Raw genomic sequence first — 13196 nt, forward strand, 5'->3', positions numbered from 1 at the left:
CCGCTGATGTTTTCTCGTTTTTTTATTTATCGTCCCGTCTTTGCATGGGTTGTTGCCATTTTAATTATGCTGCTTGGCGCACTCTCTATCACCCTGTTACCGGTAGAACAGTATCCCGATGTTGCACCGCCCTCAGTGAATATCAGCGCAACTTACACCGGGGCGTCAGCGGAAACGCTGGAGAACAGCGTCACGCAGGTGATTGAACAGCAATTGACCGGGCTGGATAACCTGCTCTATTTCACCTCCAGCAGCAGCTCGCAGGGGAACGTGTCAGTCACTGTAACGTTCAGCCAGGGCACGGATCCCGACACCGCTCAGGTGCAGGTACAGAATAAGGTGCAGCAGGCGCTTTCCCGTCTGCCCAGCGAGGTGCAGCAGCTTGGTGTCACCGTGACGAAATCGCAGTCAAATTTTCTGCTGGTGATGGGGCTGTATGACACCACGGGTAAAAGCAACAGCACAGATATCGGTGACTGGCTGGTCAGTAATATGCAGGAGCCGCTGGCCAGGACCGAAGGGGTCGGCGACATCCAGGTGTTCGGCGGTCAGTACGCGATGCGCATCTGGCTCGATCCTTTCAAACTAAACGCTTATGCGTTGCAGCCGTCTGACGTGTCGGCGGCGATACGCTCGCAAAACATTCAGGTCTCAGCCGGTAAAATCGGCGGCCTGCCATCACCCGATAATCAGCAACTCACCGCCACGGTCAGAGCGCAGTCGCGACTGCAGACGCCAGAGCAGTTCCGCAATATCATCGTCAAAAGTGATAAAAGCGGCGCGATCGTGCGGGTGGGTGATGTGGCGCGGGTGGAACTGGGCGGCGAATCCTATGACATGACCACACGACTTAACGGGCATCCTGCAGCCGGGGTCGGGGTGATGCTGGCACCGGGCGCGAATGCGCTGGCCACCGCGACGCTGGTGAAAAACAAAGTTGAAGAGTATCGCCACTCAATGCCGCAAGGCTACGAAGTGGCCTATGCGCTCGACAGCACCGATTTCATCAAAATCTCCGTTGAGGATGTGGTGATCACCCTGATCGAAGCGATCGCGCTGGTCGTGGTAGTGATGTACCTGTTCCTGCAGAACATACGCGCGACGCTGATCCCGGCGCTGGCGGTGCCGGTCGTGCTGCTCGGCACCTTCGGTGTACTGGCGTTATGCGGCTACACCATCAACACCCTGACGCTTTTTGCCATGGTGCTGGCCATCGGGTTGCTGGTGGACGATGCAATCGTAGTGGTCGAGAACGTCGAACGCATCATGCATGACGAAGGTTTGCCGGCACGAGAGGCAACGGAAAAGTCGATGAAAGAGATCTCCGGCGCGCTGGTGGCTATCGCGCTGGTGCTCTCGGCAGTCTTTCTGCCGATGGCGTTTTTCGCCGGATCGACCGGCGTGATTTACCGGCAGTTCTCCATCACCATCATTGCGGCTATGACCTTCTCCGTGGTGGTGGCGCTGACCCTGACGCCCGCGCTGTGTGGCATGCTGCTGCGGCCAACAACACCGCATCGTAAAGGCTTCTTTGGCGGTTTTAACCGCTTTTATGCCGCCACCGAGCGCCAGTATCGCCACAAAGTGGTCAGCACCTTGCGTCGTCCGCTGGTCATGGTGTCGCTTTATGCGGCAATGGGCGTGGTGCTGTTTGTGATGTTCACCCGATTACCAGGCAGTTTCCTGCCGACCGAAGATCAGGGCAGTATCATGCTTCAGGCTACATTGCCAGCGGGCGCTACGGCCAGTCGTACAGAGGCCGTCAACCAGCAAATAGTTGACTGGTTTCTGACTGAAGAAAAACAGAATGTTGATGTGATCTTCACCATTAACGGCTTTAATTTCAGCGGTGCTGCGCAGAATGCCGGTATGGCGTTTATCAAGCTTAAAAACTGGGACCAGCGACCCGGCAGTGAGAACTCCGCCGAGGCGATTGCCGGACGCGCGACCTATGCGCTGGCGTCGATTCGGGATGCGCAGATCTTTGCACTGACGCCGCCATCGGTGCCAGGTCTGGGACAGAACAACGGCTTCACCTATGAGCTGCTGGCCAGCGGTGGCACCACGCGTGAACAATTGGGTAACCTGCGCGATCAGCTATTACAACGCGCAGCGCAAAGCCCGGAGTTAACGGGCGTGCGGGCGAATATCCTGCCGCAGACCCCGCAGTTGCAGGTTGACATTGATACCAGCAAAGCGGTGGCGCTGGGACTGAATTTGGATGATGTGACCGATACGCTAACCAGCGCCTGGGGTGGTGCTTATATCAATGACTTCATCGATCGTGGACGGGTGAAGCGGGTCTATGTGCAGGGCGACAGTCAGTATCGTTCAGCACCGTCAGATCTGAATAAGTGGTACATCCGGAACAGTGAAGGCACTATGACGCCATTCTCGGCCTTTGCCTCGACCCGGTGGACCATGGGACCAGAAAGCCTTGATCGTTATAACGGCTCTGCCGCCTATGAAATTCAGGGTCAGAATGCCGAAGGGTTTAGCTCCGGCGATGCCATGAATACGATTGAGCGGCTGGCTAATCAATTACCTGCAGGCACGACGGGCGCGTGGAGCGGGCTTTCGCTGCAGGAAAAACAGGCGGGCGGGCAATCGACTACGCTTTATGCGATCTCGATTCTGGTGGTTTTCCTCTGTCTGGCTGCGCTGTATGAAAGCTGGTCGGTGCCGTTCTCAGTGCTGCTGGCGGTGCCGCTTGGTGTGTTGGGTACCGTGCTGGCAGTGGCGCTGCGGGGATTGAGCAACGATATCTATTTCCAGGTGGCGTTGCTGACCACGGTCGGACTGACCTCTAAAAACGCGATATTAATCATCGAATTTGCAGAAGATGCAGTGCGCCGGGGCAGTTCGCTGAGTGCAGCTGCATTGCAGGCAGCACGAACCCGTTTGCGGCCGATTATGATGACGTCACTCGCCTTTATTGCTGGCGTGATCCCGCTGGCGGTGGCAACCGGTGCGGGTGCTAATAGCCGCATTGCCATCGGGACCGGCATCATCGGTGGCACGCTGGCAGGCACGGTCCTGGCGTTGTTCTTTGTTCCGCTGTTCTTTGTGCTGGTGAAGCATTATCTGACCCGCCATCGCAAAGGCTAATCACGCAGACAGCCCGTCTGCAGTTTTCTGCAGACGGGCTGGAGTCGATGAGCAGAAGATTACAGATTCTGTTTAAAGAAAGCCGTCAGTTTGGCGAACGGGATCAGATCAGTGCGATCATAAAGGTCGACATGACCTGCATCAGGTACGATATACAGCTCTTTGGGCTGAGCTGCGCGCTGGAAAGCATCTTCACTGAACTCGCGTGAGTGCGCTTTATCACCGGTGATGAAGAGCATTGGGCGCGGAGAGATGGTCTCAATATCATTGAACGGATAGAAGTTCATGAACTTCACATTGCTGGTGAGCGTCGGGTGCGTGGTTAGTGCAGCTGACGAGCTTTTTGGGGTGAACTCGCCCCGAGGTGTCCGGTAAAAATCATAAAACTCTTTAGCAACTGGCGGTGAATCAGCATCAATTTTGTGTGGTGTACCGCCTGTGTAAGCGATTTTACCCCCGGTAAATTCCGCATAACGTTGCTGTGCTGCTGCTTCAATGATCTGCTTGCGCTGAGCCAGCGTCTGGCTTTTATTCAGCGCATTACGGTTGGCTGATCCCATGTCATACATGCTGACGGTAGCTATCGCTTTCATGCGGGGATCGATCTTTGCCGCGCTGATGACGAAACTGCCACTGCCACAGATGCCCAGCACACCAATCCGATTGCGGTCGACAAATTCGCGTGTCCCCAGGTAATCGACTGCGGCACTGAAGTCTTCGGCATAGATATCCGGAGAAACCGCATTACGTGGCTGGCCTTCACTTTCGCCCCAGAATGAGAGATCGATTGCCAGGGTAACAAAGCCCTGCTCAGCCATCTTTTGCGCATAGAGACTGGCGCTCTGCTCTTTGACTGCGCCCATCGGATGCCCCACCACTATCGCCGGAAGACGCGCTGTTTTACTCGCTTCTTTAGGTCTGAACAGGGTGCCGGTGACGCCCATCTGATACTGGTTTTTAAACGTCACTTTTTCGCGTGTCACTTTATCGCTTTGATAAAAGTTGTCGGCGCCGCGTGACATATCGGCAGCGCTGGCTGCAAATGAACTGATCAACAGTCCAAACATCAGGGTTAATGCTCTCATGAAAGGATCCTCAGGGTTGACGAGAAGTGGGCAACAGGCTGCCCGGTTAAACAATGAATCTGCTATCAGGCGGCGCTTTCTTTGCGCGCAGTGATCAACGCCAGTCCAGCGGCAGCGATGAGTAATGTGGCGCTGATGGCAAAGGTGAGCTGCCAGCCTGCATGGTCAAAGGCCAGACCGCCCAGCGTCGATCCCAGAGCAATCGACAGCTGGACAATGGCAACCATTAATCCGCCACCCGTCTCCGCGTTATCCGGGAAGGTTCTGGCGACCCAGGCCCACCATCCGGTGGGTGCGGCAGTTGCCACCAGTCCCCAGATGCCCAGCAACGGTGCCACCAGCCACAGCTGATGACCGAATACCATGAGCAGCCCTGCGACTGACGCCATGATCAGTGGAATAATCATCAGGGTGAGATAAAATCCACGCTGCAGAACAACCCCGACGATCAGTGTTCCGATAAAACCGGCAACGCCAATGGTCAGCAGCACCAGCGATAGCGTAGAAACGTCAACCTGCGTGACGGTTTCCAGAAACGGACGGAGATAGGTAAAGAGGGTGAATTGCCCCATAAAGAGCAGTCCGCAGGCGGCAAGACCTATTGTTACCAGCGGTGAACGCAGCAGCTGCAGGAGGTTTGCGCTTCGCTGCCGTGCTTTATCGACGGGCATTGACGGCAGCGTAACTCCTTGCCAGAGCAGGGCGAGCAAGGCCACCGGCACCAGGCTGAAAAAAGCGCCACGCCAGCCGATGACAGAACCGAGATAGCTCCCCAGCGGTGCAGCGATAACTGTCGCCAGCGCATTACCGCCGTTAAAAATAGCCAGTGCACGCGGCACCTGCCCGGTGGGGACCAGCCGGATAGCCACCGCAGCTGACATCGACCAGAACCCGCCAATCACCACGCCAATCAACGCCCGGCCAGTCATGTAGGTGAGATAGTTGGGTGCCATCGCGACCATCAATCCGGATAGCGCCATTAGAAGTGTCAGCGTCAGCAACAGGATTTTGCGGTCGAGATTGCCTGCAATACGGGTGATCAACAGGCTTGTCATCACCGCCAATGCGCCGGAGATAGCAATGCCCTGTCCGGCCTGACCTTCACTGACCGCCAAATCACATGATAACGGTGATAAGAGGCTGACTGGCATAAATTCAGATGCGATCAACGCGAATACGCAAAGCGTCATCGCCCAGACGCCACCCCAATGAGCGACGTTGTGCTGAGGGGAATATGCTGTTGTTTCCGGAGAAGTCATGCTGAATCCTGTTTCATTGTTGGGGGTCATGATGAACTCAGGAAATTTTACGGTTTAACTTTATATTGACTAGCTAATGAATCCTTAATGGGGTTATAACCAGCGGTTATGAATCCACCAATGGGAGCGCAACATGAAGCGCAACATGAATGATCTGCAGGCTTTTATTACCGTAGCGCGTGAGGGCAGCTTTACCCGTGCAGCGGCACTGCTGGGCGTTACGCAGCCCGCGCTGAGTCAGACGATTACTGCCCTGGAAAACCGGATGGAAATTCGGCTGCTGACCCGCACGACGCGGAACGTCTCACCGACCGCAGCAGGTGAACGGTTAATCCTGGCGATTGGCAATCGATTCGATGAAATTGAGGCGGAGCTGGATATGCTGACTGCGATGCGTGACAAGCCCGCCGGCACGGTACGCATCACTTGTGGCCCGCATATTCTCAGTTCACTCCTGCTGCCAAAACTGACGCCACTGCTGGAGGCTTATCCGGATATCCGACTCGAATTCGATGCGAATCATGGCTTGCGAAACATCGTGGCCGATCGGTTTGATGCCGGAGTCAGAATGGGTGACACAATTGATAAAGATATGGTGGCGATGCCCATAACCCCACCGTTACGAATGGCTGCGGTGGCGGCGCCAGACTATTTTCGTCGTCATGCTGCGCCTCAGGTCCCACACGATCTGCTGCATCACAACTGCATTAATATGCGACAGGCAACAGCGGGTGGGTTGTATGTCTGGGATTTTGACGGAGAAGAAGGGCCGTTGAATGTGCGGGTAAATGGACAGTTAACCTTCAACACTTCGGCACACATTGCAGAAGCGGCAGTGGCCGGTTTGGGAATTGCTTTTCTGCCTGAACAGGAAGTCGCAGAAGGGCTGGAGCAGGGCACGCTGATCCGGGTGCTGGAGCGCTGGTGCGAACCGTTTCCCGGTTATTATCTCTATTATCCCAGCCGCAAGCAGCATTCACCGGCTTTTAACCTGGTCAGAGAGGCGTTAAGGCTAAAAGAGGGGGAATGATGAACCTATTCTGAGTGTTAACGGAAGAGATGCCACTCCATGGCGTAATACGTCCTAAAGCGCTTTATTCAGAATTACTTAGAAGGACGTCGACTAATCTTGCCTCCTTTCCGACCGGCTTCCCTGGCCTTTTCAGGATCGTTTCTGAAGTTGCCCCCACTGACCTTGCCTCCTGCACTGCCAGCTTCACTCGCTCGTTCTGGATCGTTGGCAAAATTGCCGGCACCACCTCTGTACTTCTGTTGTGTCATAGGAAGACCTCATATCAATGTTCCATTAGATAAAAAGGACTAGCTAGTCACACCAGGAAGCATAGTCGTCCGCTTCGTTTATGCAAATGCACAGACTGAAGTTGTTGATAATGCTGACATTAATTTTTAATAAAGCGCTGGCGTCGGCATGGTAAGGAGAGATGAACTGCGCATAAAGGCCTGACGAAAAAGGAGAATGTTATGAGTAAAGCGACCTTGCTCGACACGCGGGGAGATTGGCGGGGATCTGCCCGCCGTAGCACGCAAACGCTGCGAAAAGCAGAGGCAACAGATGAGTGACAGATAAACAGGAATAGTGCCAGGCCCTCATTCTGGCTTATTTTATGCTACTAAAATGTAACAACTTCATTCATTAAACCAACTACAGCAATTGCTAAAGGTTTTCCCGCTAGTGGCGATAACCCAATGGCGTTGAGCGCGCCGATCAATGATGAACCCGGTACTCAGCGACGAGTTCTGAACGCGAACGGACCTGCATTTAGCCCTCCTTTTAAAAAACACCAGCAAGCGCGAGTTTAAGCGCAACCTACTCTGATAAAAGCGAAAATAATAATATGTCGATCATTAAGACGATCAAAAGTCGCCTGCCTGTTGCCCGTCTCAGGCGTAGCAGCCAGCCAGCGAATGGCACCTGGGATTGTCGTGCGCTGCCGGAATCACTCTCTTCCATCGGGTTAAGCTCGCGCGCGGGCGGGATCCTGATGACTTTTGTTCCGCCTGAAGCCGATTTTCAGCGGGTCAGTCAGGCCTGGCAACGCTTTAATTCCGCCGATTTGACCGTGCTGACACTCTCTTCCAACGGTGCGCTGAGCAGCAGCCGATCGCAAAGTACTTACTGTGATGGCAATGGCCCGGAGGGAAGTTATCTCTGGCTGCCTGACACGCTGATCGCCAGCCATGAGACGCACATTGTCGACCTGCATGTCGCGGACACTCAGACTGCCAGCCAGCGTATTACCGCCATCCAGCAGGAACTTATGCGGTTGCAGGTGCGGATGCCACTTTCGGCAGACCGTACTTTCGCGATGATTTATTGCGACGGATTGTCCGCGTCCGAAGGTTTTCTGATGCAGGCCTGGTACAACTGCGGACGTTTCCCATGCCTGGCGATTGGCGGTTCAGCGGGCGGTAAAATTACCTTTGATGGCACCTGGATCGGTACTGGTGGCAAGGTGCTGCAGGGCAAAGCTGTGATTATGTTCTGTCAGATGGCACCCGGAAAATCATTTGCTCCGTTTAAAAGTCAGAACTTTACGCCACGCGAACAGAGCTGGCTGATTGCCGAAGCCGATCCGGTTGCGCGCACCGTCACCTCTGTGTTTAATCGCCAGGGTCAGCAGCAGCCGTTTGTCGCATCGCTGTGTGAACACCTTAACTGCACTGAAGCGCAGCTGACCGAACGGCTGAAAGGGTTAACCTTTGGCGTTAAAGTCGGCGGGGAATACTTCATTCGCTCGATCGCCAGAATTGAATCGGGTGGCGTGCAGTTTTTTTGTGACCTCGAGTTTGGTGACCGGCTGTTCCTGATGGAGGAGAAAGACTTCAAACAAGCGACGCAGCAGGAGTGGCAGGCTTTTACCGCGCAGCATGGCAAACCGGCGGCGATTCTGATGAACGACTGTATCCTGCGTCGTGTCGGTAATGCTGATAAGCTTCACAGCGCCCACTTTTTTAAAGGCATCGCTGCCGCCGGCTTCTCCAGCTTTGGCGAAATTCTGGGCGTGCCAATCAATCAGACGCTCTCTGCACTGGTGTTCTTTAATCATGACGTTAAAGCGATGAGCCAGTTCCCGGTGGAGTATGCCGGTTACGCCGCACATTACGCGCAGCGTGCGTTGCGTCGCTGGGAAGCGCTGAACAGTATTCAGACGCGGGTCCTTGATCGGGTTATCAACTATCAGCAGGCATTGACGCCGCTGATGGAAGCGTTGCCAGTGCTGGAAACGGCTACCCAGAGCCAGGGTGAAACGTTGAGCCTGGCAGAAAGCAGCATCCGTAATATCAGCAATATCGCCACTGAGAGTCAGCAGGCTCAGGGACGACTGGACGATGGGTTGGACGATCTGGAAAAAATCTCCAACGGCATCAATGAGATTACGCATGGCATCAGCAATATTGCTTTCCAGACCAACATTCTGGCGCTGAATGCCGCAGTAGAAGCAGCTCGTGCGGGCGAGGCTGGCCGCGGATTTGCCGTGGTCGCGGGCGAAGTCCGGCGTCTGGCGCATTCATCGAAAGAGCAGGCTGAAGCCACAGCCAGTAACATTGGTGAGGCGGTCAGCACCATCTCACGCATCCGGCTGGTGGCCAGTGATTCGGCGCAGACCGCCGCGCAGATGGCAGAGCGCAGTATTTCAGCAGCCGATACGCTGGCGGCGATGAACCAGCAGACGCGTCATGAGCGCGCCGACATCGCGAAGCACCTCGGCAGCCTGCGCGAACTGACGCAGGGAATGGATGCGATGCAGGAAGCCGTCGCGCAGCTCAAGGTGTTACAAACTCTTTCAGGTGCGCAGGTTAAAGGCTGAATTATCTGAATAAAAGACAAAAAAGTGCGGTGTAAGCGCAACGGCCAGGCAAGGCCGGCTTTCAGTTGTTACACTTGTCTGTGATTAATCACGCAGAGGTATGAATGAAAATTAAAAGTTATGCAGCCATGCAGGCTGGCCAGGCCCTTGAACTCTATGAGTACGATGCCGCCGAGCTGGCAGCCGAAGAAGTCGAAGTCCAGGTCGAATATTGTGGCGTCTGCCACTCAGACCTGTCGATGATCGATAACGAGTGGGGCATCTCTCAGTTCCCGGTGATTGCAGGACATGAAGTGATTGGTCGGGTTTCTGCCCTGGGCGAAGCGGCCAAAAATAAAGGTCTCTCAATCGGCCAGCGTGTAGGAATCGGCTGGACAGCAAAAAGCTGTCAGCACTGCGATGCCTGTATTAACGGCGAGCAGGTGAACTGTCAGCAGGGCAGCATCCCGACCATCATGAACAAAGGTGGTTTTGCCGAGAAGCTGCGCGCCGACTGGCAATGGGTTATCCCGCTGCCGGAAAAACTGGATGTAGCAAGCGCCGGTCCGCTGCTGTGTGGTGGTATCACCGTGTTTAAACCACTGCTGATGAGTAACATCACGGCGACCAGCCGCGTAGGTGTGATCGGTATCGGTGGGCTGGGTCATATTGCCATCAAAATCCTGCACGCGATGGGTGCAGAAGTCGTGGCATTCAGCTCAACGCCAGATAAGAAGCAGTCAATCCTGGATATGGGCGCAGATGAAGTGGTAAACAGCCGCGATCCTGAAGCCCTGAAGCAGCAGGCGGGTCGCTTTGACCTGATCCTGAGCACTGTGGCGGTCGATCTGGACTGGAAACCTTATTTCGCCGCGCTGGCACCTCAGGGTAAATTCCACACCGTGGGCGCAGTGATGAAGCCGATTGAAGTGAGTGCTTTTGATCTGATTCTGGGCGACAAAGCGGTAACCGGTTCATCAACCGGCTCACCAGGTCAGCTGCGCTCGCTGCTGCGTCTTGCTTCCCGTGCAGATATCGCCCCACAGGTTGAGTTCTTCCCGATGTCGGACATCAATAAAGCGCTGGATCACGTCCGCGCCGGTAAAGCCAATTACCGTGTCGTACTGAAAGCCGATTTCTGATGGGAATCTAAATGATATGCCGCAGCCTGCTGCGGCATTTTTTTTGCCTTTATTTTGTCAGCAGTCCATCAGACAGGCCAGCCGCAATCACGCTGATTGGGTTTAAGGGTCAACAGTTTAAAAAACCACGCTAAGATTATAATGTATTGTTTTTATTAACAAGTATTCGTTCAGAAAACCCGGCAAGCGCCAGGTTTGTTCTGAGGATTAATGTCCTGAATTTTTTGCGGTTTCTTGTCTGACTTCGTCAATCGTGTCACGCATATTGCTCAGACATTTTGCAGCAGCAGCTCCAGCTTTTTCCAGCACGGGTTCTGCCTTCGCGAAATACTCCTCAATTTTCATCTGATTTGCATGTGTGATTAAAGGTATACCGCATACCATTGATGTGCCAAATCGCTGCTTTAAGGCGTCGGTACTTTTGTCCAGCGAGTTGGTTGCGTTAATTACAGATATTGGATCTTTAATTAACGCCATGCTAAGAGCTGTGGTCAATTCCTCTGTATGAGCAGCGTCAAGGGTATCACCAATACTGTCAATTTTTCCCGGAAACGCATGGAGCGTTTTGTTGTCTGCCTGCTCAATCAGTTGGATATAAGCTTTCCATTCATTTGATGATGCTATGCAGGAGGACGGAATAGTGCAGGCGATCAGCAAGATGATTCGCAAAATCATCTCACTACCTCCAGCGTTTTATCTGTTGACTGAATGATTTTTGTGCGAATAACCGGCCCAGGGATTATGCAACCCTCAGAAGCGAATCCAGGTACTTTCGGCGGCTTCCTTTCACCGTGTATACGAAATAAAGAGCGGCCATAACTTTCGCCAGAGGTTTGTGTCAAAATTATGGTAAATGGTCCCTTTGTACTGGTATGTCCGTCAATATGCCAGGTACCGCGAGGAATTGGCCCCATACCTTTAACGTGTTGACGATCCGGGTTGTTTTTGTTGGTCAGGCTCCCTGAATAACCTTTACCCATTAACTTACCGCGGTGCCACAGTTCGCCGGTACTCTGGTGATATATCCATGCCATATGTTTTCTCCTATGCCGCGCTACGCTCTTTCCAGGAATCAGAGTGAATAATATTGCCGTCCAGATATTTCCAGGTGATTTTTTCATACGTCATTTCGAGCACTTCAAGGTGATCGTGACGTTCGTAATCCCGGTCCTTAACATCTTCCATAAAGGGTACGACACAGGTAATGCGGACATTTTCAATAAATACGTTAAAATATTCTTCTTTCTGTCCGGCGTAATTAATGCGATAGAATTTAAGCTCGGCAGACTTTAAAAGCTTTCCGGCGCTGACGAACTGATAAAGGTATGGACTTGAAGAGTCCAGCGCTTTGGTCAGCATAAAGGGCGCATGCTCGCGAGTGGCCGTTATCTTACCGGACAGATTATCCGTAGGGAGTCATATGCCGTGAGCCAGTGCGGTTATTTCTATACTTCCTTCTCGTTGCTGCACATCAACAGAGCCTTTGACGGGATTTCCACCATCATCCTTCAGCCGTAAATAAACAGGTATAGCCATTCTGTGAACTCCTGTTTCGTGATTAAAGAGCAGGGATTATCGCCTTCTGTTCCTTTATGGCGGAAATGCCAGTTGAGTTTTTATTGATTTAAATCAATGGAATGAATTGCTTTTAATTTTCGTTTCGGACGGAAATATGTGGCGCGGGATATGCCCGTTTTCTCTGCCGCTGTTTTAAATGACTGCCCCGGGCGGATGAATCTCAGTGCTGATAATGTCGCACTGTGTGGTTTTCAGCCGAACTTCACAGCGGACTCCCTTGCAGCAGCCCGACCGTCATTGGTCCGCTCTTTGAGACCGGTTCTCCCACCTGCCAAAAGATAATTTCACATTTTGGCCCGATCCCATCGAATGCTGACCTTTGGGCCTGTCATGCACACGATGAACAGTGACGTAAAGTAATCGCATAAGCGCCAGTAAAGCTGGCTGATTTCACTGAAACTGTTTATGGAGCCTGGCATGAAGCTGACCCAAATTCGTAACGCTACGCTGTTACTGGAGTATGCAGGAAAAAAATTCCTTATCGATCCTATGCTGGCCGAAAAAGAGGCCTGGCCAGGCTTTGCCGGCAATGCCCGACCTCACCTCAGAAATCCGATGGTAGATCTGCCAGTCCCGCTGGACGAACTGCTGGCAGTAGATGCGGTCATCATCACCCACACCCATGCCGATCACTGGGATGAAGCTGCGCAACAGCAGGTGCCAAAGAATATGATGATTTACAGCCAGAATGAAAGTGATGCTGCGCTGATTCGGTCACAGGGTTTTGAAAACGTGCGGGTGCTGCAGGATGAAAACCGTTTCATCGATGGTCTCACTCTATATAAAACCGATGGGCAGCATGGCAGTAATGCATTGTATGCTGACAAAGCAATGGGCGAGATTCTGGGTGATGCCTGTGGTCTGGTGTTTACTCATCCGGCAGAAAAAACGCTGTATGTTGCTGGCGATACGGTGTGGGTCAAACCTTATGTCAGAAGTCTGCAACGTTTCCAGCCGCAGGTTGTGGTGTTAAATATTGGCAATGCTACCAACGATCTCTATGGTCCGATTATTATGGGCAAAGAGGATACGCTGCGTACCCTGAACATCCTCCCTGGCGTGATAGTTGTTGCTTCTCATATGGAAGCCATCAACCACTGCCTGTTGACACGTGCTGAACTGCGCGCCTATACCTCAGAACAGGGTATTGCTGACAAAGTGCTGATCCCGGAAGATGGTGACTCCATGACGTTCTAATCGGCCCTTCACTAAACA

The 13196-nt window shown here is 53.2% G+C and carries 10 protein-coding genes and 1 pseudogene; 5 read left to right on the top strand and 6 right to left on the bottom strand.

The genetic code is table 11. From position 1 onward, the window contains the following. The first annotated feature begins 6 nt into the window (after positions 1-6). Positions 7-3108 (top strand): efflux RND transporter permease subunit, encoded by a 3102-nt coding sequence (locus LQK91_RS20260; protein ID WP_105100061.1) that lies wholly within the window; start codon positions 7-9, stop codon positions 3106-3108. A gap of 59 nt (positions 3109-3167) precedes the next feature. On the opposite strand, the gene LQK91_RS20265 is transcribed toward LQK91_RS20260, so the two are convergent. Together LQK91_RS20265 and LQK91_RS20270 are read right to left on the bottom strand one after the other, a co-directional pair. Next, positions 3168-4193, bottom strand: coding sequence for an alpha/beta hydrolase (locus LQK91_RS20265; protein WP_105100062.1), 1026 nt, complete (start codon positions 4191-4193; stop codon positions 3168-3170). A gap of 65 nt (positions 4194-4258) precedes the next feature. Further along, positions 4259-5383 (bottom strand): MFS transporter, encoded by a 1125-nt coding sequence (locus tag LQK91_RS20270; protein WP_231001661.1) that lies wholly within the window; start codon positions 5381-5383, stop codon positions 4259-4261. Positions 5384-5585: 202 nt separating this feature from the next. On the opposite strand from LQK91_RS20270, the gene LQK91_RS20275 reads away from it, so the two are divergent. Beyond that, on the top strand, positions 5586-6482 hold the full coding sequence (locus LQK91_RS20275; protein ID WP_039661915.1) for a LysR family transcriptional regulator: 897 nt from the start codon (positions 5586-5588) through the stop codon (positions 6480-6482). Between the two features lie 74 nt (positions 6483-6556). Here LQK91_RS20275 and LQK91_RS20280 read toward each other — a convergent pair whose 3' ends face one another. Further along, positions 6557-6733, bottom strand: coding sequence for a general stress protein (locus tag LQK91_RS20280; RefSeq protein ID WP_008926846.1), 177 nt, complete (start codon positions 6731-6733; stop codon positions 6557-6559). A 575-nt stretch (positions 6734-7308) separates the two neighbouring features. Between LQK91_RS20280 and LQK91_RS20285 the strand changes: the two genes are divergently transcribed. Both LQK91_RS20285 and ahr read left to right on the top strand, forming a co-directional pair. Continuing rightward, a complete protein-coding gene (locus LQK91_RS20285) occupies positions 7309-9282 on the top strand; it encodes a methyl-accepting chemotaxis protein (protein WP_008926845.1) in 1974 nt (657 codons plus the stop codon). A gap of 104 nt (positions 9283-9386) precedes the next feature. After that, positions 9387-10403 carry an NADPH-dependent aldehyde reductase Ahr gene (gene ahr / locus LQK91_RS20290; protein WP_039661912.1) on the top strand — a complete coding sequence of 339 codons (1017 nt, stop codon included), beginning with the start codon at positions 9387-9389 and terminating at the stop codon, positions 10401-10403. A gap of 207 nt (positions 10404-10610) precedes the next feature. Here ahr and LQK91_RS20295 read toward each other — a convergent pair whose 3' ends face one another. From LQK91_RS20295 to LQK91_RS20305, 3 genes and pseudogenes are all read right to left on the bottom strand, one after another. Further along, entirely contained in the window at positions 10611-11078 is a 468-nt protein-coding gene (locus LQK91_RS20295; RefSeq protein WP_033762109.1) for a hypothetical protein, read from the bottom strand. Further along, on the bottom strand, positions 11075-11437 hold the full coding sequence (locus tag LQK91_RS20300) for a tlde1 domain-containing protein (protein ID WP_105100064.1): 363 nt from the start codon (positions 11435-11437) through the stop codon (positions 11075-11077). Before LQK91_RS20300 ends, LQK91_RS20295 begins: the two co-directional genes overlap by 4 nt. Positions 11438-11447: 10 nt before the next feature. Continuing rightward, a pseudogene (locus LQK91_RS20305) lies at positions 11448-11939 on the bottom strand (Hcp family type VI secretion system effector). A gap of 459 nt (positions 11940-12398) precedes the next feature. Here LQK91_RS20305 and LQK91_RS20310 point away from each other — a divergent pair. Beyond that, positions 12399-13178: an MBL fold metallo-hydrolase gene (locus tag LQK91_RS20310; protein WP_105100093.1), complete on the top strand. Its 780-nt coding sequence runs from the start codon at positions 12399-12401 to the stop codon at positions 13176-13178. Positions 13179-13196 lie beyond the last annotated feature (18 nt).

Origin of the sequence: Pantoea sp. MHSD4 (assembly GCF_021043305.1) — a bacterium.
Lineage (GTDB): Bacteria > Pseudomonadota > Gammaproteobacteria > Enterobacterales > Enterobacteriaceae > Pantoea > Pantoea eucalypti.